The 21,203-nt window shown below is 70.0% G+C and carries 23 protein-coding genes; 10 read left to right on the forward strand and 13 right to left on the reverse strand.

The features are described from left to right. Positions 1-6: 6 nt before the first annotated feature. Positions 7-2,073 carry an AMP-binding protein gene (locus ACLJQE_RS20380; protein ID WP_410640878.1) on the reverse strand — a complete coding sequence of 689 codons (2,067 nt, stop codon included), beginning with the start codon at positions 2,071-2,073 and terminating at the stop codon, positions 7-9. 344 nt (positions 2,074-2,417) lie between these two features. Next, positions 2,418-3,356 (reverse strand): helix-turn-helix transcriptional regulator, encoded by a 939-nt coding sequence (locus ACLJQE_RS20385; protein WP_410640879.1) that lies wholly within the window; start codon positions 3,354-3,356, stop codon positions 2,418-2,420. Positions 3,357-3,461: 105 nt separating this feature from the next. Here ACLJQE_RS20385 and ACLJQE_RS20390 point away from each other — a divergent pair, with 105 nt between their 5' ends. Next, on the forward strand, positions 3,462-3,854 hold the full coding sequence (locus ACLJQE_RS20390; protein WP_410640880.1) for a VOC family protein: 393 nt from the start codon (positions 3,462-3,464) through the stop codon (positions 3,852-3,854). Here the strand turns inward: ACLJQE_RS20390 and ACLJQE_RS20395 are convergent. Next, complete coding sequence (locus ACLJQE_RS20395) at positions 3,808-4,248, reverse strand: hypothetical protein (RefSeq protein ID WP_410640881.1); 441 nt, start codon at positions 4,246-4,248, stop codon at positions 3,808-3,810. The two genes, ACLJQE_RS20390 and ACLJQE_RS20395, sit on opposite strands and share 47 nt — an antisense overlap. A gap of 87 nt (positions 4,249-4,335) precedes the next feature. Here ACLJQE_RS20395 and ACLJQE_RS20400 point away from each other — a divergent pair, with 87 nt between their 5' ends. The 5 genes from ACLJQE_RS20400 to ACLJQE_RS20420 are packed head-to-tail and all read left to right on the forward strand — an operon-like array spanning position 4,336 to position 9,367. Next, positions 4,336-5,181 carry a helix-turn-helix domain-containing protein gene (locus ACLJQE_RS20400; protein ID WP_410640882.1) on the forward strand — a complete coding sequence of 282 codons (846 nt, stop codon included), beginning with the start codon at positions 4,336-4,338 and terminating at the stop codon, positions 5,179-5,181. Next, positions 5,178-5,366, forward strand: coding sequence for a DUF397 domain-containing protein (locus ACLJQE_RS20405; protein WP_410640883.1), 189 nt, complete (start codon positions 5,178-5,180; stop codon positions 5,364-5,366). The genes ACLJQE_RS20400 and ACLJQE_RS20405 overlap by 4 nt, the downstream gene beginning before the upstream one ends. A 49-nt stretch (positions 5,367-5,415) precedes the next feature. Next, complete coding sequence (locus ACLJQE_RS20410) at positions 5,416-6,165, forward strand: 3-hydroxybutyrate dehydrogenase (RefSeq protein WP_410640884.1); 750 nt, start codon at positions 5,416-5,418, stop codon at positions 6,163-6,165. A gap of 24 nt (positions 6,166-6,189) precedes the next feature. Beyond that, positions 6,190-7,515: an MFS transporter gene (locus ACLJQE_RS20415; protein ID WP_410640885.1), complete on the forward strand. Its 1,326-nt coding sequence runs from the start codon at positions 6,190-6,192 to the stop codon at positions 7,513-7,515. Position 7,516: 1 nt separating this feature from the next. Continuing rightward, the gene (locus ACLJQE_RS20420) at positions 7,517-9,367 is read left to right on the forward strand and encodes a helix-turn-helix domain-containing protein (protein WP_410640886.1); all 1,851 of its coding nucleotides are present in this window, start codon (positions 7,517-7,519) and stop codon (positions 9,365-9,367) included. A 20-nt stretch (positions 9,368-9,387) separates the two neighbouring features. Here ACLJQE_RS20420 and ACLJQE_RS20425 read toward each other — a convergent pair whose 3' ends face one another. The 6 genes from ACLJQE_RS20425 to ACLJQE_RS20450 all read right to left on the reverse strand — a co-directional run bounded on the left by ACLJQE_RS20425 (position 9,388) and on the right by ACLJQE_RS20450 (position 14,848). Next, positions 9,388-10,344, reverse strand: coding sequence for a hypothetical protein (locus tag ACLJQE_RS20425; RefSeq protein ID WP_410640887.1), 957 nt, complete (start codon positions 10,342-10,344; stop codon positions 9,388-9,390). A 2-nt stretch (positions 10,345-10,346) separates the two neighbouring features. Next, positions 10,347-11,063 (reverse strand): MBL fold metallo-hydrolase, encoded by a 717-nt coding sequence (locus ACLJQE_RS20430; protein ID WP_410640888.1) that lies wholly within the window; start codon positions 11,061-11,063, stop codon positions 10,347-10,349. Positions 11,064-11,087: 24 nt separating this feature from the next. Continuing rightward, positions 11,088-11,663 (reverse strand): Pycsar system effector family protein, encoded by a 576-nt coding sequence (locus ACLJQE_RS20435; RefSeq protein ID WP_410640889.1) that lies wholly within the window; start codon positions 11,661-11,663, stop codon positions 11,088-11,090. A gap of 8 nt (positions 11,664-11,671) precedes the next feature. Further along, positions 11,672-12,595 (reverse strand): phosphotransferase, encoded by a 924-nt coding sequence (locus ACLJQE_RS20440; RefSeq protein WP_410640890.1) that lies wholly within the window; start codon positions 12,593-12,595, stop codon positions 11,672-11,674. Then, complete coding sequence (locus ACLJQE_RS20445) at positions 12,588-13,484, reverse strand: radical SAM protein (RefSeq protein WP_410640891.1); 897 nt, start codon at positions 13,482-13,484, stop codon at positions 12,588-12,590. Before ACLJQE_RS20445 ends, ACLJQE_RS20440 begins: the two co-directional genes overlap by 8 nt. Before the next feature lie 176 nt (positions 13,485-13,660). Beyond that, complete coding sequence (locus ACLJQE_RS20450; protein WP_410640892.1) at positions 13,661-14,848, reverse strand: alpha/beta hydrolase family esterase; 1,188 nt, start codon at positions 14,846-14,848, stop codon at positions 13,661-13,663. A gap of 214 nt (positions 14,849-15,062) precedes the next feature. On the opposite strand from ACLJQE_RS20450, the gene ACLJQE_RS20455 reads away from it, so the two are divergent. Continuing rightward, positions 15,063-16,367, forward strand: coding sequence for a 3-hydroxybutyrate oligomer hydrolase family protein (locus tag ACLJQE_RS20455; protein ID WP_410641154.1), 1,305 nt, complete (start codon positions 15,063-15,065; stop codon positions 16,365-16,367). Between the two features lie 165 nt (positions 16,368-16,532). Here ACLJQE_RS20455 and ACLJQE_RS20460 read toward each other — a convergent pair whose 3' ends face one another. Further along, positions 16,533-17,495, reverse strand: coding sequence for a glycoside hydrolase family 6 protein (locus ACLJQE_RS20460; RefSeq protein WP_410640893.1), 963 nt, complete (start codon positions 17,493-17,495; stop codon positions 16,533-16,535). Positions 17,496-17,803: 308 nt separating this feature from the next. Between ACLJQE_RS20460 and ACLJQE_RS20465 the strand changes: the two genes are divergently transcribed. Next, complete coding sequence (locus ACLJQE_RS20465) at positions 17,804-18,202, forward strand: hypothetical protein (protein ID WP_410640894.1); 399 nt, start codon at positions 17,804-17,806, stop codon at positions 18,200-18,202. Positions 18,203-18,213: 11 nt separating this feature from the next. Here the strand turns inward: ACLJQE_RS20465 and ACLJQE_RS20470 are convergent, their stop codons facing one another. Continuing rightward, positions 18,214-19,014 carry an aminotransferase class IV family protein gene (locus ACLJQE_RS20470; protein WP_410640895.1) on the reverse strand — a complete coding sequence of 267 codons (801 nt, stop codon included), beginning with the start codon at positions 19,012-19,014 and terminating at the stop codon, positions 18,214-18,216. Positions 19,015-19,139: 125 nt separating this feature from the next. Here ACLJQE_RS20470 and ACLJQE_RS20475 point away from each other — a divergent pair, with 125 nt between their 5' ends. Together ACLJQE_RS20475 and ACLJQE_RS20480 are read left to right on the forward strand one after the other, a co-directional pair. Continuing rightward, the gene (locus tag ACLJQE_RS20475) at positions 19,140-19,895 is read left to right on the forward strand and encodes an SIR2 family NAD-dependent protein deacylase (protein ID WP_410640896.1); all 756 of its coding nucleotides are present in this window, start codon (positions 19,140-19,142) and stop codon (positions 19,893-19,895) included. Beyond that, the gene (locus ACLJQE_RS20480; RefSeq protein ID WP_410640897.1) at positions 19,892-20,377 is read left to right on the forward strand and encodes a GNAT family N-acetyltransferase; all 486 of its coding nucleotides are present in this window, start codon (positions 19,892-19,894) and stop codon (positions 20,375-20,377) included. The genes ACLJQE_RS20475 and ACLJQE_RS20480 overlap by 4 nt, the downstream gene beginning before the upstream one ends. On the opposite strand, the gene ACLJQE_RS20485 is transcribed toward ACLJQE_RS20480, so the two are convergent. Continuing rightward, a complete protein-coding gene (locus ACLJQE_RS20485; protein WP_410640898.1) occupies positions 20,355-20,906 on the reverse strand; it encodes a YciI family protein in 552 nt (183 codons plus the stop codon). The two genes, ACLJQE_RS20480 and ACLJQE_RS20485, sit on opposite strands and share 23 nt — an antisense overlap. Continuing rightward, complete coding sequence (locus ACLJQE_RS20490) at positions 20,858-21,109, reverse strand: hypothetical protein (RefSeq protein WP_410640899.1); 252 nt, start codon at positions 21,107-21,109, stop codon at positions 20,858-20,860. The genes ACLJQE_RS20485 and ACLJQE_RS20490 overlap by 49 nt, the downstream gene beginning before the upstream one ends. Positions 21,110-21,203 lie beyond the last annotated feature (94 nt).

Raw genomic sequence — 21,203 nt, forward strand, 5'->3', positions numbered from 1 at the left:
GGGAGGTCAGTATTCGCTGGTCGCCGGCCAGGTGTCGTCGTGGAGGAGGCGCTTGAGGATCTTGCCCGTCGCGTTGCGGGGCAGGTCCGGTACGAAGTACACGTCCCGCGGCACCGCGAACCGGGCCAGGCGGTGGTGGATGTACTGCCTGATGTCCTCCGCGTGCAGGGACGCGCCCCGGCGCGGGACGACGTACGCCGCCAGGCGCTGGCCCCACTCCGCGTCCGCCACGCCGACCACCGCCGCGTCGTGCACGCCCGGGAGCGCCACCAGCGCTTCCTCCACCGGGCGGGGGAACACGTTCTCGCCACCCGAAACGATCATCTCGTCCGCGCGGCCGGTGACGAACAGGCGGCCCGCCGCGTCGAGGTAGCCGACGTCGCCGCTGGCCATCATGTCCGCCGCGCGGGCGGGATCCGTTCCGCTCGTGTAGCCCTCGAACAGCATGTCGTTGCCGACGAAGATCTGGCCCTCGCCGCCCGGCGGCACCGGTTTGCGGTCCTCGTCGAGGATCGCCAGCCGCGTGCCGAGCGGGCAGCGGCCCGCCGTCGTCGGCGCCGCGCGCAGGTCGGCCGGGTCGGCGATGCTCGCCCAGGACACCTCGGTCGAGCCGTAGAAGTTGTAGAGCACGTCGCCGAAGGTGTCCATGAACGACGTCACGAACGGCCCGGACAGCGCCGAGCCGCTGCTGGCCACGATCCGCAGCGACGACAGGTCGTAGCGCGCGCGGATCCGTTCGGGCAGGTCCATGATCCGCTGCAGCATGATCGGCACGGCGAACAGCGCGTCGCACTTCTGCTCGGCGATCGTCCGCAACGTCTCTTCGGCGTCGAACTTGCGGATCAGCGCGAGCGACGACCGCAGCGCCATGCCGATCTGCATCGCCGCGAGACCCCAGGTGTGGAACAGCGGCGCGGCCACGAGCAGCCGGTCGCCCGCCCGCAGCGGGATCCGGTCGAGGATCGCCGCGGCGGTGCCCATCCCCTTCGGCGTGGGACGGCGTGCGCCCTTCGGCGTGCCGGTGGTGCCGGAGGTGAGCACGATCAGCCGGCCCGGGCGCTCGACCGGCTTCGGGCGGTCGGCGGGCGCGGCGTGGATCAGCTCGTCGACGGTCGGGTAGCCGGTGTCGGCGTCCGGCCAGGTGCTGATCCGGGCGAAGTCGCCCGGCACGTTCGCGATGGTCTGCGCGAACTCGTCGTCGGCGAGCACCGCGGACGGCCGGTGTTCGGCGAGCACGTCCTTGACCGAGGCGGCGGACAGGCCGGTGTTCAGCAGGATGACGTCGGCACCGAGCTTGCTGGCGGCGACGAACGACTCGATCATCGCGGCGTGGTTGCGGCACATCAGCGCGATCCGGTCGCGTTCGACGACGCCGAGTTCGCTCAGCGCGTTGGCGAGCCGGTCGCTGCGCTCCTGGACCTGGCGGAAGGTGCGGATGCTGCGTTCGTCGTGCAGGGCGAGCTCGTCCGGGACGCGGGCCGCCGCGGCCTGGTAACCGCCCGCCACCGTGGCGCCCCACTGCGCGAGGGAGTTCAGCTGCCGCGCCAGCTTGTCCGGCCGCCCGGCGCCGAGCACGCCGGCGCGCAGCAGGATGCTGGTGGTGCGCAGCTTGGTGGCCTTGTTGGTCTCGCTGTCGGCTTCGGGGTCGTGCTCCCCGGCCAGGTGCAGGTCCAGGCGCCGGGCGAGGGTGCGGACGTCCTTCTTGACCGACGACACCAGGTCCAGGTGCGACGGCGGCAGCATCATCCGCACGAACAGCTCGGTCTTGCCGCCGGCCAGCGATCTCAGCTCCAGGGAGACCCAGGTGCCCTCGTCGGGGACGCCGCACCACACGACGTGCTCGCCCGGCCGGTAGACGACGGCCTGCATCTGCGTCTCCAGCATCGGTCCCCGCGCGGGGACGATCCGGATCACGCCCTTCGGGCCGCGCCCGCGCCCGGCCGGCTCCTGGATCTCGCACCAGCTGATCTCCGGCACGAACCGCGAGTACCACTCCGGCGATCCGACGATCTGCCACACCACGTCCGGCGGGTGCCCGACCACGGCACTCGCTTCCACCACATCGTCACGCATTGTCTGCCCTCACCAGGGTGTCACCGAACGCACGTTCAGGTCACGGAGGCATCACAATAGCAGCAAACGGGTGATCAGGGATACTCCGAACGGCCAGCTACCGGCGGGTAACGGACACTCGCAGTAGCTCGCGGGAAGTCCATTGTAGACCGATTAACGGCGTTCACCAAGCATAGTGGCGATCGGGGACGTCCGGGGCGGTGCGCAGGAGTTCTTCGGGACCCGCGGAAGCGCAACGGGGTGTTTCCGACACAAGGTGCACAACGGGCGGCAAGCTGCGGAATCGGCTCGCTTCAGGCCGGGTTTCCCGCCGAACGCGGCGCCGGTGACAGACGGTTTCGTCATCACGCACCGTAGCGGGCGACCAGTTCCGCGCCGAGCCGGGCGAGCTCGGCTTTCACCGGCTCCGGGCCCTCCACCTCCACGAGCGCACCCCACCCCGCCAGCTCCTGCGCGATCATCACCGGCGCCGGCGCGGCGACCCGCGCACGGATCCGCTCCCCGGGCAGCTCCGCGACCAGCTCGCAGTGCCGCCCGAACCGCCCCTGCAACACCGGGAAGTACCGGCGGTCGAGCACCACGTCCGCACTGAGCAGCGAACGGCGCTTTTCCACCTCCTCGACGACCTCCTGCCAGACCTCCGCCAGCTCCAGGTCGGACGGCCGGTCCGCGGGCTCGTCCGTCGGCGTGGCCGAGACGATCCGGTCGACGCGGAAGGTGCGCCTGCCCTTCGCCGTTCCCGCGACCAGGTACCAGACCTCGTCCTTGTCGACCAGGCCCCACGGGTCGACGAGCCGTTCCGACTTCTCGCGCCCGGCGTAGGTGAGGCTGACCCGGCGGCGCGCGATGACGGCGTCCTGCAGCAGCGAGACCATCGGCGGCCGTTCCTTCGGACGCTCGCCCCAGCCGGCCTGGTCGACGACGATCGCGTCCGCCGCCGCTTCGGCGTCCGCCCGGAACGTGCCCGGCAGCGCGCCCATCAGCTTCCGCAGCGCGGACTTTACTTGTGGCGCGCCCGCCGCGGCCGGGCCGGCCAGCAGGAAGAGTGCCTGCGCCTCGCCCGCGCTCAGGCCCGAGAGGTCGGTGCGCGCGCCGCCGACGAGCTGCCAGCCGCCACCGCGCCCGGGCTGCGGGTAGACCGGCACACCGGCGGCCGAGAGGGCTTCGAGGTCGCGGCGGGCGGTGGCGACGGAGATCTCCAGCTCCGCCGCCAGTTCGGCGGCGGTGACGCGGCCGCGGGTCTGCATCAGCAGAAGTGTGGCCACGAGGCGGTCGGCTCGCATGGACGCAGTGTGGCACCCGGTCTCCGAGAAGGTGGGTAAAAGTGCTCAGTCGGTGAGCACTTTGTCCCGGCATGATGGCTCCACACCGCTTGAGAGGAGCAGGACATGCTGCGAGGGATGGCCACCGTCACGTACTACGCCGAGGACCTCGAGGCCGCGAAGGCGTGGTACGCGGAATTCCTGGGCGTCGAGCCCTACTTCCAGCGTCCCGGGTACGCGGAGTTCCGGATCGGCGACTACCAGCACGAACTCGGCATCATCGACCGCAAGTACGCCCCGTTCACGCACACCGAGCCGGGCGGCGAGATCGTCCGCTGGCACGTCGACAACCTCGAGGCGACGTTCGCGCGCCTGCTCGAACTGGGCGCGAAGGAGTACGAGCCGATCATCGAACGCGGGCCCGGGTTCGTGACGGCGTCGGTCGTCGACCCGTTCGGCAACGTCCTCGGGATCATGACGAACGTGCACTATCTCGCGGTGCTGGCGGAACGCTCATGAGCCGGTAGGCCTCTTTGACGCACTTCTCGCACCGCTCGTGCCGCGTGGTCTTGCCCGCCGGATCCGTGCCGTAGAAGGGAAAGCAGCCCGCGCCGCAGCTCGCGAAGTAGATCAGGCCGAGCCGCACCTCGCCGCGGCCGACGTAGTGGCTGAGCCGTCGACGCGGTTCCGGCCCGCACTCGGGGATCCACCCGTGGGCGGGCAGCCGGGCCGCGGCGATCTCGTCGAGGACCCCCGCGCGGCTGATCAGGTCCGCGCCGAGGCAGCTGAGGCGCTCGCCGAGGTCGCGCAGGCCGTCCGCGCGCAAGGGCGGGCCGGTCAGCCAGGCGACGTCGCCGGGGAGGGTTTCGGCGAGGTCGCGGAGACGGGTCAGAAGAGCGTGGTCCGGGTCCATGACCAGCAGCGAAACTGACGCGGATCCGCGACACCAGCGGACGGGCGGCGGAGGAGAAATGCCGGACCCCGGTGACACAATGCGGTCATGGCAACACCCTTCGCGACACCCCGGGCGAGAGCGCTCGGGTTCGGGCTGCGCACCTGCCGGGAAGCGCGGAACCTCGGCGTGCGGCAGCTGGCCCGGAAGATCGGCGTGCATGCGCAGGAGCTGTCCAACTGGGAGTACGGGAAGCGGATCCCCAAGGTGGAGCAGGTGGCGCTGCTGATGGGGGCGCTGATGGTGGAGCCGGCGGAACGGGCGAGGTTGCTGGACCTGGCTCGCACCGCCCACGAACTGAGCTGGTTGGAGAAGGCGGTGCCCGGCGTGGCGCCGAGTGCCTCCAGCTATGCGGAGAACGAGCGCGCTGCAACGGCAATCTTCGATTGGGAACCCGCGGTGATCCCGGGGCTTTTCCAGACGCCGGACTACATTCGGGCCTTATTGGGCGGCCGGGAGAAGCCTGAGCGGATGGAGCGGATCGTGCACGCGCGGATGGCGCGGCGGGAAGTGCTGACGAGGCATCATCCGCTGGACTACCACGTGCTGGTCGGTGAGGGCGCACTGCGGGCCGAGGTCGGTGGTGCGCCTGTGATGGTCGAGCAGCTTCGGCACTTGGCGCAGGCTTCGGCGCGGAAGAACATTCGGCTCCAGGTACTGCCTATGCGAGCCAGCGCGCAGGCGGTCTCCCACAACTTCGGTGTGCTCGAGTTCGAGTCCCTGCCCGCGATCGTTTTCGTGGAGCTCTACCGGGCGAGTGCCTACCTCTACGATGCTGATCAGGTGGCCAGTTACCGCGCGGCGGCGAAGACCATGGCGGCGCTGGCGATGGATGAGCGCGAGAGCGGCGAGTTCATCCGGGAGGTGATCGCCGACCTGGGAGAGGCAGCATGACCTGGCGGAAATCCAGCTACAGCGCAACCGAGGACAAGTGCGTCGAAGTGGCACTCGGACCTGCGGCAAAAATCCGCGACACCAAGGACCGGTCCGGCGGCACCCTCGAAATCTCCACCCGATCGTGGGACGCCTTACTCTCCGCACTGTGTCGCCCGGCCACACTGGATCTTCCCGAGGTGTAGCTCCCGCACACATAGCTAGCGACCGGGGTCACGCTTACCGTTCCCGTCCATGACCAGCGATCTGGACGGGCGCACCGCCCTCGTCACCGGCGGTGCCGGCGGTATCGGCCTCGCCTGCGTCCGCGCTCTCGCCGCGGCCGGGGCCAAGGTGCACGTCGTCGACATCGACGAGCACCGCACCGAAGCCGCCGCCGCGGAGGTCGGCGGCTGGGCGCACGTTGCCGACCTCACCGATCCCGCGTCGATCGACGGCCTGCCCGCCGAGGTCGACGTCCTGGTCAACAACGCCGGGATCCAGCACGTCTCGCCCCTGGAAGACTTCCCGCCGGAGATCTTCACGCGGATCCAGACCCTGATGGTCACCGCTCCCTTCCTCCTCATCCGGCACACGCTTCCGGCCATGTACGCCCGCGGGTGGGGGCGGATCGTCAACATGTCGAGCGTCCACGGGCTGCGCGCCTCCGCCTACAAGGCCGCCTACGTCGCCGCGAAGCACGGGCTCGAAGGCCTGTCGAAGGTCGCCGCGCTGGAAGGCGCCGAACACGGTGTCACCAGCAACTGCGTGAACCCCGGGTACGTCCGCACCCCTCTGGTCGACGGGCAGATCGACGCCCAGGCCGCCGAGCACGACATCCCGCGTGAGGACGTCGTTGCCGAGGTCCTCCTCAAGCGGGCCGCGATCAAGAAGCTCATCGAACCCGAAGACGTCGCTTCCCTGGTGGTGTGGCTGTGCTCGCCGCACGCCGGTCACATCACCGGGGCGTCAGTCCCCCTCGACGGCGGTTGGACCGCCGCTTAACCCCACAAGGAAGTGGAGCCCGCAGTGAGCCAACCCCCCCGGTCGGCGATCGCCAAGATCGTCGGCGCGAGCCTGATCGGCACCACCATCGAGTGGTACGACTTCTTCCTCTACACCTCGGCCGCCGCCCTCGTCTTCAACAAGCTGTTCTTCCCCACGGCGAGCCCGCTCACCGGCACGCTGCTGGCGTTCCTGACCTACGCCGTCGGATTCCTCGCCCGCCCGGTCGGCGGCCTGGTCTTCGGTCACTTCGGCGACCGGCTCGGCCGCAAGAAACTCCTGGTCTTCAGCCTCGTCCTGATGGGCGGCTCGACGTGCCTGATGGGCGTCCTCCCGACGTACGCCACCGCGGGCGTCGCGGCACCTCTGCTCCTCACGCTGCTCCGGCTCGTCCAGGGCTTCGCGCTCGGTGGCGAGTGGGGTGGCGCCGTCCTGATCGTCTCCGAACACGGTGACGACCGCCGCCGCGGGTTCTGGGCGAGCTGGCCGCAGTGCGGTGCGCCGGGCGGGAACCTGCTGGCCACCGGGGTGCTGGCGCTCCTCTCGGCCACCCAGTCCGATGCGACGTTCATGTCGTGGGGCTGGCGCGTCCCGTTCCTGCTCTCGGGCGTGCTGCTGCTGATCGGCCTGTGGATCCGGTTGGCCGTCTCCGAGTCGCCGGTGTTCCTCGCCGCCCAGCGCCAGGCCGAAGCGCACACCGAGAAGCACGTCCCGGTCGTCGACGTCTTCCGCAACAGCTGGCGCCAGGTGCTCATCACCATCGGCGCCCGGATGGCCGAGAACGTCTCGTACTACGTGATCACCGCGTTCATCCTGGTGTACGTCACGACCGGGCTGCACCTGCCGAAGGGTGTCGGCCTGACCGCGGTGCTCATCGGCTCGGCCGTGCACTTCGTGACGATCCCGGTGTGGGGCGCGCTGTCCGACCGCGTCGGGCGCCGTCCGGTCTACCTGTTCGGCGCGATCGGGATGGCCTTGTGGGGCTTCGCGTTCTTCGCGCTCCTCGACACGAAGTCGTCGGCGGTGATCGTGCTGGCCGCCACCGTCGGGCTGGTGCTGCACGGCGCGATGTACGGCCCGCAGGCCGCCTTCTTCGCCGAGCAGTTCCCGACCCGGGTGCGCTACACCGGCCTTTCGATCGGCGGGCAGCTGTCGTCGATCGCCGCCGGGGCCGTCGCGCCGCTGATCGCCGTCGCGCTGTTCTCCGCCTGGGGCAGCACCGTGCCGGTGTCGCTGTACGTCGCGGCGATGTGCCTGATCACGGTGATCGCGCTGCTCGCCGCCCGCGAGACCCGCGGCGAATCGCTGCACGACGACGTCGAGGCGGAGAAGGCAGTCGTTTCGCCCTAGCATGACCGCCGTGACCGCACCCTCGGACGCGCTGCGCCGGCTGCTCGACCTGCTCGCCTCCGGGGCGAGCACCGAGCAGCTGGCGCACGTCGTCGTGGCCGCCCGCGCCGGGGGCGCCCTCGACGCGGCCGACCTGGCCGCGCTGGCCAGCGCGGGCGAGCTGGCCCTGCGGATCCGGGAAACCCTGGCCGAGCACCAGCGCCGCGAAGCCCAGCTCACCGCGCTGTTCGAGACCGCGAGCGAGCTCGCCGCGCTGTCCGATCCGGACACCGTGCTGCGCTCGATCGTGCGGCGGGCGCGGGCGCTGCTCGGCGTCGACGTCTCCTACCTCAGCCTCAACAACGAGGCCGAAGGCAAGACCTACATCCGGGTCAGCGACGGCTCGGTTTCGGCCGAGTTCCAGCAGATCGTGCTGGGCATGGGGGAGGGCCTCGGCGGGCTGGTCGCGCAGACCGCGCGGCCGTACGCCACGTCGGACTACTTCAACGACGACCGGTTCAAGCACACCCGGCACATCGACTCCGGCGTCGAAGACGAGGGCCTGACCGCCATCCTCGGCGTCCCGCTGGCCATCGGCCCGAAGGTGCTGGGCGTGCTGTTCGCGTCCGACCGCGCCACCCGGGAGTTCTCCGCGGACGAGGTCGCGCTGCTGTCGTCGCTCGCCGACCACGCGGCGATCGCCCTGGACAGCGCGAACCTCCTCGACCAGACCCGCCGCGCGGTCGCCGAGCTCAACGAGGCCAACGCGACGATGGAACGCGCCGAGGACGCCCACGACCGGCTGACCGACCTCGTCCTGCGCGGCGGCGACCTGCCGGACGTCGCCGGCGCGGTCGCCGACGTGCTGCACGGAGCGCTCACGGTGTACGACGCCGACGGCACGCTCCTGGCGAGCTCGGCGGAGCCGGTGGCGCTCGACCCGGACGCGCTCGCCGCGGCCCGCACCACCGGCCGCGCAGTGTCCACAAAGGACAACTGGGTGTGCGCGGTGCAGGCGGGCCCCGAACTGCTCGGCAGCCTGGTGCTGGCCGGCCGCGCCGGGCTGAGCGACCCCGACCGGCGGTTGTTCGAACGCGCCGGGGTCGTGACGGCGTTGCTGCTGATGCTGCGGCGCTCGGTGGTGCGCGCCGAGGACGAGGTCCGCGGCGAGCTGCTGACCGACCTGCTCACCGCACCCGGCCGCAACCCCCGCGCGCTGCTCGCCCGCGGCCGCCGGCTGGGCATCGACCTGTCGGCCCCGCACGCGGTGCTGGTCGCCCACGCGGACGGCGGCTCCCGGCGGCGCGTGGCGAGCGCGGCCGCCCGGCACGCGACGCTGGTCGGGGTGCACGCGGAGGAAGTGGTGCTGCTCGCCACCGGCGACCCGGACGAGCTTGCCCGCCGCGTCGCGGCCGACCTCGGCTCGGCCACCGGCCGCCCTGTGACGGTGGGCGCGGCGGGGCCGGCGAGCGGCCCGTCGGCGATCGCGGAGGCCCACGCGGAGGCCGCCCGCTGCGTCCGGGCACTGCTGGCCCTCGGCCGGACCGGCGAAGGCGCGGCGATGGCGGGTCTGGGTTTCCTCGGCCAGCTCCTCGGCGACCGCGCGGACCTGGACGCGTTCGTCCGCCAGACCCTGGGCCCGGTCCTGGACTACGACGAGCGCCGCGGCACCGAGCTGGTCGCCACGCTGCGGGCGTATTTCGCGAACGGCTCGCAACTGGCGCGGACGAAGGACGTGCTGCACGTCCACGTGAACACGGTGGTCCAGCGGCTGGAGCGGGTGGCATCGCTGCTGGGGGAGGACTGGCAGGCGCCGGACCGGGCCTTGGAGATCCAGCTGGCCCTGCGGCTGCACCGCCTCCGCGACGCCTGAGCCCGGGCTTCGGCCAGTCGCTAGCGCCCGGGCATCAGCTCCGGAAACCGCCCGGGAAGCTGAGCCAGCCGGTCGGCCGCGCAGGTGATTCGGTAGTGAACCGTGTTTCGCAGGGCCGCGCGGACACTCGCGAACCGGTGCTCGGCGGAGGGCACTCCCAGCGCCGTCGTCGCGAGGTGGATCAGGTCAGGACCGTATGCTTCGGGCAAGCCGAAACCGGCGGCGGTGAGCCACTCCACCGTTGAGCCGGGGGTCAGCGCAAGCACTCCCGGCTCGGCGGTCTTTGCGTAGCTCACCAGCAGTTCGGCGGTCGTGTGACCCGAACACAGTGATCCGCTCGCCTCGGCCACCGACTGGATCGTGTACCGCCTCCTCGGTCGGCCGTCCTGACGATCGGTGGTTTCGAGCAACGGCCTGTCCGGCAACGGGCAGCCCGCAGGCGATGAGCCGGTACGCACCGCCACGAGCGCGGGAAAGCCGATCGCCCGTGCCGGTTCGCCCGGCAGGAGCACGCACTGGTCATTCGCCACGACCGTCATACCGGACGCGGCGCAGACCCGGACCACCGTCGTCTTCCCCGCTCCCCTTGCTCCGGTGACGAGGACACCGTGTCCGCCGCTGTCCAGCACGCCGGAGTGACAGTTGACGCCGCCCAAGCCCACCAAAGCGACCTTGAAGATGGCCCGGACGACGTTGATCACGCGCAACACGGTCGTCGTTGCGGTATCGCCGCGGCGGATGAGCACCCGCCGTCCGTCGAGACTCCAGTATCCCTCTTCGGCGTCACTTGTGGAGACCTCCGGGCGCCCCACGACTTCGACGCGAGAGGCCCGATCCGGGTCGGCGTCCGCTTGCACCGTCCAGTACGGCTCGACGAAGGCGAACAGCGTCGACTGTTCCTCCGACTGCAACCCGCGGACCTCGACGGCCGGGGAGCCCAATTCCGTCAAGGATCCGATACGCAGGAACAAGCGCATGGCTACAGGGAAACGCAGTCACCATCTGCGGGCAATCGGACCCCCGGCCACTCGCGTTCCCGGACCTGATCGCTCAGGTGGGTCGCAATGATCCGGGTGCTGGGATACTTTTCGGCCAGATCCACCAGATCCGAAATTCCCATGTGGCCACCACGAGGTTCGGTGAACGAGGCGTCGAGTACGGCGGTGGACGCCTTGGCGACTATCCGGTGTATGCCCTCGCACAACTCCGAATCGCCCGAAAATCCCGCCGCGACAGTACCGTCGTCGACTAGGTAGCCGAATGCTGGAGCGATGGAATGGATTACGGGAACGGCTTGGATGGTGTAGTTGTCCATCTTTAGTTCGCCGCCACTGTCCGGCCACTCGTGGAAGGCGACTCGTGAGTTTTCTCGCACTTTTTCCCATGATTCCGGGTAAGCCAGCTTGAAAAGGATATCGACGCGCTCCTCGAGGCCGCGTGGACCGGCCAGGTGAAAATCTTGGTCCTGTACCTGCCGCAAACCCAGTTCGAGCAGAAGGAAAACGACGTCGAAATAATGGTCGGCATGGAAGTGACTGATCAAGCAGCCTCGAAGGGATCCAGGATTCACGGAGCATCGGCGAATGGCTTTCACTGAGCCATTCGGGACGTCGACGAGGATCCGATCGTCGATCAAGGTGCACGCGCTGAGATGTGAAGTGAGAATGGAGCCGGTTCCGACCAGGCGCAGCCTCATTTTGATCCAGCTTTCCGAAGTCGATCACGGGAAGAAGATGAAGTACACTTGCTGTAACACCAGCGTGGCAACGAACATCACGATCGACGCGGTGAGCCATCGATGGGCCTTTCCCAGAGCGTCGTACCTGGATCGCAGGTTGCGGGAGAGTTCGACAGCCTGCACGGCGAGTTCGCGGATGTATTGCTCCTCGGTGAGCTCGACGAACTTGTGGTGAGCTTCGTCGGGGTGCAGATTCACAAAAGTTCCGAAGAACAAGATGTGGTTGCGACTTCGCTTCGACCGAGTCCGTTTCGACAGCTTTTTGATCACGTTCAGGTCTTCGATCAAGGCCAGTGCGGCACAGATCAAGGCGGCAAGGCCGAGCAGCCGCACCGGAACGCGAGTCGACGGGCTGAGCAAGAAGATCTGTATCACCAGAACGATGACGCCGGAAGCGGCGGTGGCGCAGATCGTCGACTTGGTCGTGAGCTGGTTTCGTCGGTGCTCGAAGGTCTGGAGTACCAGCTGTCCCACTTGCACCGGCAGCGCTTCCGGAGCTGCAGGCTGTTCGGTCGGAGGTTCCGGCCGACGCCGCTTGAACAACACCACGTCACCCACTCGTTCGATTACCGCCGCGGTCCGTCGGCGGCCCCGAGCTCCGCCAGCAGGACCTCCACCAGGTCCGCCACCTTTCGTGCACTTGAACACCACTCGTCATCCGGCCGGTCGGCGAGTGCTGTTCGTGTGTCCGGTGCGTCCTTGGCGACGCGGTAGCGTACCAAGGCCTTCAGGCAGACACTCAACAGGAAGACGGGCCAGGGTGCCACCCGGCTCCGACTTGCGAAATCTCGGTTGATCCGCTCTGTCACGTCCGTCAGCCCGAGCGCCAGTGCGTCCGCGTAGAGGGATGCCAGCTCGGTGAACCCGGGTGCGCTGCGTGCTCTCCGCTCCGAGAAAACGGGATCGATTAGAGCCACCCGCTCCGGCAGCACGAAGATGTTCGCGGCGTGCAAATCGCCGTGCGCCACCGGCGGCCAGCCGGCGTTGGACGGCTTTGACAACAGCCGGCGACCGACGGCGAGAAGCCGTTCGGCCAGTGCGGCGAGTGCGTCCCCGCGGAGCAGCAATGCCTGCTTTTCGACGTTCTCCATCAGTTCCACGCCGACAAGTTCGGCCGGTAGTGGCGCGGCGTTCGAAGTTGACTGCAGATGCGTCACCCGGGCGATGACGCGGTCGACGTGGGCGAGTACGGAAGAGTCGGTGAGCAGTTCCAGCAAACACTTCTCGCCGGGAAGTCTTTCCATGGCCAAGACCGCCCGGTTCGCCGAAGCCAGCTCGACCACGTGGTACCGGCATTCGAGGTCGCCATATCGAGTGAGCCAACCGTGCCGGCGCCGGGTTCGTTCCAGTGGCTCATGGGTGAACATCTTGAAGACACGATCTCCCGTGAACGCGAGCACACTTGCAGATCGGTCGACGAGCCTCTCGACATGATCGCCCGACAGTGCGGTCACGTGTTCTTCGAAAGCGGACCGCAGGTCATCAGCCATGGAGGTACGCCCTGGATTGAGCGTCGAACAAGCGGGAAGCGATATCGATCAGATCGGGCGGTTGAAAGACGCTGCCGCGCCGGACGATTCCCGTCGGCTCACCGCTGAAGAAATCACCGTTGCCCTTGACGATGCACAACGTGGTGTCGGATACGGTCTTCAGCTCGCGGACGTCGATGCCGAGCTCCTTGCCGACGGTCACCTGCTCCGCCAGCACGGCTCCGACGACCTCGGCCGGCACACTGAGCTTCTCCCAGGTGACCTTGGCCTGGCCGCGGCGGACAAGTCGTTGTAACCGCACGTGGCGAACACCCGTCGCGGCGAGCCAGCGGACGGTGCGATCGATCGATTCGAGGTTGCGCGCGGTGATGAGCACACTCACCCGAACCCGGGCGCCGCTTGCGACCAGGCCGAGCAGGTTGGCGATCAGAACGTCATGCGGAACACCCGGCCGGCACCGGCGGAAGACGTCCGCATCGACGGAGTCGAAAGACAGGTCGAACCAGTCGAAGGCCGCGGACAGGGCCGGGACGTCCATCGGGAACATGCCGCTCGTCCGGAGCAGGGCGCCCGCACCGTGTTGCCTGACGAGCAGGCCGAGGTCACGCAGATCCTCACGCAGCAGGGGTTCGCCGCCGCCGAATCCGAATCGCGCGGTGCCGTGCGCGAGAAGCGCTTCAAGGACTGCCTCGAGTGCACTCGCCGGCCAATCCCGATCATGCTCTTCGATGAGGCAGTACGGGCACTTGCCCGGGCATTGATTCGTGGGCTCGAAGCACACGCTGAGCAACCGTGGTCGGACATCGCTGTCTAGAACCACCCGATCGAGGTCCGGGAGATATCTCAGCTGAAGCCGTTCGGTGCCGCCGACGCACGCTTTGTCCCCCATGCCCTCCTCCATCCCGGGCGAGCTCGTAAAGTGAGCCATCTTATCTCGATCGGGAGTGTGGGCGTCAGGACTGAACGGACGAATTCCGGTATATGTCAAGGAATTGCCCGAAAATTGGCTGGTAAGCGACCAGAAATTCCGGGGCTGCTCAGTCAGCCCGAGCAGCCCCCGAAGTCCTAGCACTGCCCGTCGGCGAGTACCCAATAGCCCGGGGACGTCTCCCGCAACGCGTGGACGGTGAAGGTGTTCCACAGTCCCATGGCCTGGTTCGAACCGTTCGCGTACGTCTGGCCGGCGCTCTGGTGCGCTCGGCCCGCCTGCGTGTGGGCGTAATTGCTGGCGCTCACGCAGGTTCCCGGCTGAGCGGTCGTCGGCGGCGCCGAGGTCGTCGTCGGGGTGCCCGATCCGTTGTCCAGGCCGAAGAACACCCCCGTGTGGTAGCTGGAACAGATGCCGGCGAGGAAGTACGCGCCGGTGCTGCCGCACTGCGTCGGGCCGGTGCCCGGGTCGACCGCGGTGCCGTGGCCCATGCCCGCGATCGAGTACAGCTGGACCTTGCCGCCGTAGTTCGTCAGTGTTGTGCCGCCGGGCAGGGACTGCGTGCTCGTCGGTGTCTGGGAGAGGCCGTGGACCGCCGTCCACTGGTCGCGCAGCTCGGTGCCGTTGACCGGGTAGACGGTGTAGTCGGCGGTGCCCTGCCAGATCGCCACGCGCGGCCACGGCCCGCCGTAGCCGGGGTACTGCGCCTTGACCTTCGACGCCCACTGCGCCGGCGTCAGGCGCTGGTCGTTCTGCTGGCAGTTCGTCGCCTCGACGACGCTCGTCGCGCACTGGGCGGGCAGCCCGGCGTTGATCCCGCCCGCGGCGAAGACGTCCGGGTACGCGGCGAGCAGGTTCGCGGTCATCCCGCCGCCCGCCGACAGGCCGGTGACGAACACCCGGGACCGGTCCGAGCCGTGGTCGGCGATCGCCTTGTCCACCATGGACTTGATGGAGGCGGCCTCGCCGTTGCCGCGGGTGTCGTCCGCGGTGGAGAACCAGTTGAAGCACTTCAGCGAGTTGTTCGCGGTCGACTGCTGCGGGAACACGACCTCGAACCGCCAGCGGTCGGCCAGCTCGGGCCAGCCGGAGTGGGCGTAGTAGTCCGCGGCGCTCTGCGTGCAGCCGTGCAGCGCGACGACCACCGGACGCCCGGTCCCGAGCCCGGCGGGGGTGTAGGTGTACATCGCCAACGCGCCGGGATTGGCGCCGAAGGACGGGATCTGCACGAGGGACGACGGCGGCGGATCGGCGGCGGCCACTCCGACGGTGCTGAGCACGGCGGCGGTGATCGCGGCGAGTCCGGCGAAGGCGAGCTTGCGCATGGTGAGTTCCTTCTCGTCGTTGAGAGGGGCCCCAGCGACGCTAAGGCGGCCTCGCGGTTCGGACCATGTGGCCGTCCACCACATCGGCTCGCCGATTCATGGTGGCCGCCGGGATGGCCCACGGGTGCCCCACGAGGTTGGGTTCGGGTATCGGACGAGACGGAGGTGAACCGTGCGGGGTTGGCTGGCTTGGGTTCTGACGGGGGCGCTCGCGGTGGCGCTGCCCGCACCGGCGTCGGCTGCGGCCGGGCGCTGCTCGGTGGACGTGCCCGGTGCGCAACGTCAGGTCGCCGCCTGCCTGGACGACCTGACGACGACCGGCACGCTCGCGTCCGGGCACACCGTCGAGGCCGACTGGGCGGGGCTGACGTCGGCGGGGCTGCCGGCGGTGGGCCGCGTTTCCGGCGTCCAGGTCGACGGCTACTTCCCGGACTCTTCGACGGCGAACACCAACCACGGCTGGAACCACGACGCGCAGTTCGTGCTGCGCCTGCCGGACCGGTGGAACGGCGGCCTCGTCGTCTCCGGCTCGCCCGGCGTCCGGCGCCAGTACGCGAACGACCGCGCGATCGGCGATCAGGCGCTGGCGGCGGGCTACGCGTTCGCCGCGACCGACAAGGGCAACACCGGGGCGGCGTTCTTCACCGACGGCGTCCGGCCGGGTGACGCACTGGCGGAGTGGAACTCGCGCGTCACGCAGCTGACGCTCGCCGCCCGCGCCGCCGCGGCCCGCCACTACGGCCGTCCGGTCGCGAAGACCCTCGCGGCCGGGCTGTCCAACGGCGGGTACCTCGTGCGGTGGCAGCTGGAAAACCGGCCGTGGCTCTACGACGGCGGGGTCGACTGGGAGGGGACGCTGTGGCGGGCCGACGGGCCGAACCTGCTCACGTTCCTACCACCGGCGCTGCGCGCGTACCCGGCGTACGCGGCGGGTTCGTCGTCGGCCCACCAGGCCATTTTGGACGCCGGGTTCGCGCCGGGGTCGGAGTTCCTGTGGGACTACCACTACCGCGTCTACTGGGACCTGACCCAGCGGATCTACCGTGAAGAGGTCGACCCGGCGTTCGACGGTCCGCTCGCGGCCGGAACCCCGTTCTGCGCCAGTGGCACGCCTGCCTGCGACGCGGACTACGCGTACTCCTCGCGGCCCGCAGCGGTGACGCGGGCGGTCGAGCGGGTCTCGCTGACCGGCCGGATCGGCAAGCCGCTGCTGACACTGCACGGCACGCTCGACACGCTGCTGCCGATCACGCGCGACTCCGACGTCTACGACCGGATGATCACGGCGGCGGGGCGCGGGGCACTGCACCGGTACTACCGGATCGAGGGCGGCAACCACGTCGACGGGCTCGTCGACGCCTTCCCGGACCGGCTGCGCCCGCTGGGCCCGTGCTTCCGGACGGCGTTCGACGCCCTCGGCGGCTGGCTGCGCGGAGTGCGTCCCCCGGCCTCGGCGACGATCGCGCGCCCGGCCGGCGCGACGCCGGCGGAGCTGGCGGCCACCTGCTCGCTGGGCTGACCCACGAGCGCCCCAAGGTGGCCTTCGGTGCGTTGGACGCACCGAAGGCCACATTGGGTGCGTTGGACGCACCGAAGGCCACATTGGGTGCGTTGGACGCACCGAAGGCCACCTTGGGTGCGTTGGACGCACCCAAGGCCACATTGGGTGCGTTGGGGGACTCGGTCAGTCGCCCTTGATGAGGTGGTTGGCCAAGATCGGGCTGAACGTGCCCGCCGGGATGCCGTTGCCGTAGCCGCAGCTGCCGTCGGAGTCGCCGGGGACCTTGATCCACAGCTGCATCTCCGGGCCGCCGCCGAGCTGCGACGTCGCACCCAGCTTGCGCTTCGGCGGGTTGCACCACAGCTTGTCGTCGGGGTTGCCGTGGCCGTTGCCGTTGCGGCTGGTGTCGACCACGAACGGCGCCGCGTAGCCCAGCGCCGAGCCGACGGCCTTGCCGTACGTCGTCGACTCGGCCGTGGTGTAGAAGTTGGACACGTTCAGCACGAACCCGTGGATCGACTGCACGCCCACCGACTTCAGCCGCGAGGCCATCGTCGCGGCCGGGATCCACGTGGCGTTGCCGCCGTCCATGTAGGCCCACGTGTTCGGCGCCTTCTGCGCGAACTGCGTCGCGGCGAACTTCAGCAGGTCGAGCCGCGTCTGGCGGGCGTCGCCGGGCAGGCAGTCGAGCTGGGCGAGCGCGTCCGGCTCGATGATCACGATCGCCGGCTTGCCGCCGATGCCGTCGGCGAACGCGGAGATCCAGTCGCGGTAGGCCTGCGGGCTGCCGGCACCGCCGTTCGACTCGCCGCCGCAGTCGCGGCCGGGGATGTTGTAGGCGACCAGGACGGGCAGCTTGTCGGCGACGTCGGCGGCGTAGGTGTACTTGTCGACCGAGGCGCGGATGTCGCCGCTCCAGTTGCCGAACCAGCGGGCGCCGGGCTTGGTCGCGATCGACGCCTTGATCGGGCCGGCGAGGCTGTCGTTCGGGTGGTCGCGGACCCACGCCGCCGGGTTCGAGTCCGGGTCGACGTAGAAGCCGTTCGTCTTCTCGAGCGGATTGCCGTCCGCGGCGAAGGCCGGGGACGCGGGGGCGAGCCCGGTGAGCGCCAGCGCGGCGGCCACGAGCCAGGTCTGGGTACGCATTTCCCCAGTTTGCCGCGGCCGCGTACACGAATCGTACAAAAATGCGGTGAACCGGATCGAACCGGTGTCCGTACTACTGGGTGAGGGCCGCGGTATACCCGCCGCGAAACCCGTGCCGAGCTGCAGTTTTACCGTCCGGACGGTCGATCCCGTTCGGTCGCTTGCGGGAGCGTCGACCGTCATTCATGATGGGCTTCGGGGGCCGCGAAAATTCGTTGAAGTCGAATATCCAGGTGTCGGCCATGCTGCGGAAGAACCGTACGTCCGGAAGTGAACGTCATGCTCCTACCTGTGCCCGGGGCCGCCTGATGGCCGTCGACCTGCCGGGTCTCGCGATCGTCGCCGGGCTGCTGCTGCCGGCCTTCGCCGCGGCGGCCTGGGCGATCACCCTGGAACGCCGGCCGCGCCGGCTCCCCGAGGCCCCCGAACCGGAGCCGGACTTCACCGTGGCCGGCATCCAGTCGCGCCTGCGCCGCGAGCTGGTCACGCGGCGGCTGGCCGAAGCGGGCACGGTGGCCCTGCCGACGTTGCCGATCCCCGCGCAGACCCGCCGCGAACCCGCCATGACCCGGCTGCCGTCCCGCGTGGCCGGCGTCCTCCCGCCGCGCCCGGCGACCGCGGGGGCCCCGGCGCCGCGGTTCGCCTTCGCCCCGCCGGACACCGACCTGATGCGCCGCATCCTGGACGGCCTCCGCAAGCTGGACTGACCCCGCGGACCTCACGGCGCGGTGAGCGGTTCCTCCTGGTACGCCCGGTGCAGCAAGGCCAGGAAGGACGGTGCCTCGGGCACCGGCACGGAACCGATCCGGTGGACCGCCACGCCCGGCGTCCACGAGTTCATGACCGCGGCCCCGGCCAGGGACGGCAGATCGGCTCGCGTGATCTCCCGGACGCGCTGGGGCAGCCCGAGGCGATTCAGCTGCCTGGCCACGATGCCCATCGTGGTCCCGCGGAGCATGGCGGCCTCGGGCCACACCACCGAGGTGCTGTCCCAGAAGGCGAGGTTCCAGATGGTGCCTTCGCTGAACCGGCCCCGGCGGTCGACGAACGCCGCGTCGTCGGCGCCCTCGGCGATCGCCTGGTGCAGCAGGTACGTCTTGGCCACTTCGCCGACGTGCTTCACGGCCGGGAGGAACCGTTCGTGCTCGCTGATCGCCAGCGTCAGCGGTCCGGCCGGCCCGGTGGCCGGCGGTCCGGTGCGGACCAGCACGTCCGGTTCCGCGGCCGTGCCCGCGGTGAACTCCCCGGCGGGCGAGGACACCGTTGCGGTCAGTGAGACGTCGGCGGGGCCGTCGTCCAGCGCCGTCCGCAGGAAGGAGCGCACCCGGTCGTCGGGCAGCGCGCGGCCGAACAGCTCCACCGAGGCCGACCGCAGCCGGTCCAGATGCAGGTCGAGGCCCCGCACCCGGCCGTCGCGCACCTGCATGGCCGTGAAGTGGGCGTAGCCGGCGAACGCGAGCGGTGCCAGCTCCTCGGTCGTCGCCGCCCGCCCGTTCCGGTGCACCACGAAGAAGGACATACCGGCACTCTAGAAGGGCCCTGCTCGCCGAACTGCTCCCGCCCCGAACGATGATCACAGCGCGGCCGGTCGCGGGTGAACAATCCGGTCGTGCCGCCGCGGGTGAGCCGTTAGCCTTCGCCACCATGGACGGCAAGCTCATCGACCGGCTCCGCGGTGCCCGGCGGGTTGCCGCGCTGACCGGCGCGGGCATCTCCACCGCGTCGGGGATTCCCGACTACCGCGGGCCCGAAGGCGTCTGGACGCGCACGCCGAGTGCGGTCAACGCCTTCACGCTCGAGAACTTCATGGCCGGCGCCGACGTGCGCCGGGAGTTCTGGCGCACGTACGCGGGACACGCCGCCTGGCGCGCCGAACCGAACGCGGCCCATCGCGCGCTGGCCGAGCTCGACGACGCGGGGGCCGCCGTCCGGGTGCTCACCCAGAACATCGACGGTCTGCACCAGCGGGCCGGGCTCGCCGAGCGCAAGGTCCTCGAACTGCACGGCAGCGTGCACACCACGCGGTGCACCGGGTGCGCGGCCGGCTTCACGACCGCCGGGATCCTCGCAGCGGGCGACGACAACCCGTCGTGCCCGCACTGCGGCGGGATCCTCAAGCCCGACATTGTCCTTTTCGGACAGATGCTGGACGGCGCCGTTCTCGGCCACGCGCGGAACATCGCGGCGGCGAGCGGGCTCTTCCTGGCCATCGGCAGTTCGCTGCAGGTGGAGCCGGCGGCGTCGCTGTGCACGGTCGCCGTGCGGGCCGGCGCGACACTGGTCGTCGTCAACCGCGACCCGACGCCGTACGACGAGGACGCCGCTTTCGTGCTGCGGGACGACATCGAGACCGTCGTCCCGGAACTCTGCACCGCGGTGGCGAAGGTGCGGAACGGATGATCCGCGAAGCCCGCGCCGGCGACTGGCCCGCGATCTGGCCGATCATCCACGACGTCGTCACCGAGCAGCGGACGTTCCCCTACGACCCGGCGATGACCGAGCGCGACGCGCGGCAGATGTGGCTGCGCGACCCGCCCGCCCGGGTGGTCGTCGCGCTCGACGGCGACCGGGTGACGGGCACCGCGAACATGTACGCCAACCGCCCGGGGCCCGGCAGCCACGTCGCTTCCGGCAGCTTGATGGTCGCGGAGGAAGCACGCGGCGCGGGCGTGGGGCGGGCCCTGACCACGGACCTCATCGGCTGGGCCCGGCGGAGCGGGTTCGCGGCGATCCAGTTCAACGCGGTCGTCGAGGTGAACACGGCCGCGATCGGCCTGTACGAGAGCCTGGGGTTCGTGACCCTCGGCACGGCCCCGGGCGCGTTCCGCCACCCCGACGCGGGCGACGTCGGGCTCCGCATCATGTGGCTGGACCTGCGCTGACCCGCCCACCGAACCGCCAGCGGTGCACTTCGACGGCGGCGTACCGATCCCGGGTCAGGACGGTGCGTGCCGCGTCCGGGTTCGCCGCCCTCGTCAGCGCGGCGGTGCCGAGCCAGGTGGCGCCGTCGTCGGAGAGCAGCGGTCCGTAGCCGATGAGATCGTGCCCGTCCGGGGGTTCGACGTCGGCGGGCGGGCCTTCACCGAGGCCGAGGACCAGGTAGCCGGACGGCTCGCCGGGGGAGTCCCACATGGTGGTTCCGAGGCTGTTGCGCCACCGGCGCAGCAGGACGTCCCGGTACCCGCCGGCCTGGTAGGTGGGCTCGTCGAAGGCGAACGCCCGGGCGGCGGCCGGGTCCGGCAGGTCGAGGACGTGCACACTGCCGGTGGGGGTGCCGTCGCCGTCCAGGGTCGGGCCGCGGGCGATCATGCCGGCCGCGTACCGGTCCATGTAGGTCCAGTGCGCCTCCAGTGTTCCTTGCCTCAGTGCCGACGAGCCGGGGCGGTCGCGGTGGTAGCAGAAGAACTCCATGGGCCCGAGTATTCCGTTTCCGGCAGCTCTTCGGCGAAGATGGTGTCGATCTTCCGGGCCGCGGTCCGCAATTTCGCGATGCTCGCCACGAGCAGGACGAACGCGGCGGCGGGCACCACCAGCAGCACGGGCGGGCGGCCGAAACCGGCGACGGCGACGGCGCAGAACAGCGCGAAGATCAGGAACACTGCCCGGCCGGTCACCCGCGGCCACGTGGGGCGGAGCTTGGCGTGCCGGCCACGCGATGTGCGGAAAAACGGCCGTGCGAGGGCAGCGTGGACACTCATCCAGACCTCC

The organism is Amycolatopsis sp. lyj-346 (genome assembly GCF_046548975.1).
Classification (GTDB): Bacteria; Actinomycetota; Actinomycetes; order Mycobacteriales; family Pseudonocardiaceae; genus Amycolatopsis.

Excerpts from the sequence above, each read along its gene's own strand:
- ACLJQE_RS20380 (WP_410640878.1), bottom strand. The coding sequence starts at position 2,073 with ATGCGTGACGATGTGGTGGAAGCGAGTGCCGTGGTCGGGCACCCGCCG.
- ACLJQE_RS20385 (WP_410640879.1), bottom strand. The coding sequence starts at position 3,356 with ATGCGAGCCGACCGCCTCGTGGCCACACTTCTGCTGATGCAGACCCGC.
- ACLJQE_RS20390 (WP_410640880.1), top strand. The coding sequence starts at position 3,462 with ATGCTGCGAGGGATGGCCACCGTCACGTACTACGCCGAGGACCTCGAG.
- ACLJQE_RS20395 (WP_410640881.1), bottom strand. The coding sequence starts at position 4,248 with ATGGACCCGGACCACGCTCTTCTGACCCGTCTCCGCGACCTCGCCGAA.
- ACLJQE_RS20400 (WP_410640882.1), top strand. The coding sequence starts at position 4,336 with ATGGCAACACCCTTCGCGACACCCCGGGCGAGAGCGCTCGGGTTCGGG.
- ACLJQE_RS20405 (WP_410640883.1), top strand. The coding sequence starts at position 5,178 with ATGACCTGGCGGAAATCCAGCTACAGCGCAACCGAGGACAAGTGCGTC.
- ACLJQE_RS20410 (WP_410640884.1), top strand. The coding sequence starts at position 5,416 with ATGACCAGCGATCTGGACGGGCGCACCGCCCTCGTCACCGGCGGTGCC.
- ACLJQE_RS20420 (WP_410640886.1), top strand. The coding sequence starts at position 7,517 with ATGACCGCCGTGACCGCACCCTCGGACGCGCTGCGCCGGCTGCTCGAC.
- ACLJQE_RS20425 (WP_410640887.1), bottom strand. The coding sequence starts at position 10,344 with ATGCGCTTGTTCCTGCGTATCGGATCCTTGACGGAATTGGGCTCCCCG.
- ACLJQE_RS20430 (WP_410640888.1), bottom strand. The coding sequence starts at position 11,063 with ATGAGGCTGCGCCTGGTCGGAACCGGCTCCATTCTCACTTCACATCTC.
- ACLJQE_RS20440 (WP_410640890.1), bottom strand. The coding sequence starts at position 12,595 with ATGGCTGATGACCTGCGGTCCGCTTTCGAAGAACACGTGACCGCACTG.
- ACLJQE_RS20445 (WP_410640891.1), bottom strand. The coding sequence starts at position 13,484 with ATGGGGGACAAAGCGTGCGTCGGCGGCACCGAACGGCTTCAGCTGAGA.
- ACLJQE_RS20450 (WP_410640892.1), bottom strand. The coding sequence starts at position 14,848 with ATGCGCAAGCTCGCCTTCGCCGGACTCGCCGCGATCACCGCCGCCGTG.
- ACLJQE_RS20460 (WP_410640893.1), bottom strand. The coding sequence starts at position 17,495 with ATGCGTACCCAGACCTGGCTCGTGGCCGCCGCGCTGGCGCTCACCGGG.
- ACLJQE_RS20465 (WP_410640894.1), top strand. The coding sequence starts at position 17,804 with ATGGCCGTCGACCTGCCGGGTCTCGCGATCGTCGCCGGGCTGCTGCTG.
- ACLJQE_RS20470 (WP_410640895.1), bottom strand. The coding sequence starts at position 19,014 with ATGTCCTTCTTCGTGGTGCACCGGAACGGGCGGGCGGCGACGACCGAG.
- ACLJQE_RS20475 (WP_410640896.1), top strand. The coding sequence starts at position 19,140 with ATGGACGGCAAGCTCATCGACCGGCTCCGCGGTGCCCGGCGGGTTGCC.
- ACLJQE_RS20480 (WP_410640897.1), top strand. The coding sequence starts at position 19,892 with ATGATCCGCGAAGCCCGCGCCGGCGACTGGCCCGCGATCTGGCCGATC.
- ACLJQE_RS20485 (WP_410640898.1), bottom strand. The coding sequence starts at position 20,906 with ATGGAGTTCTTCTGCTACCACCGCGACCGCCCCGGCTCGTCGGCACTG.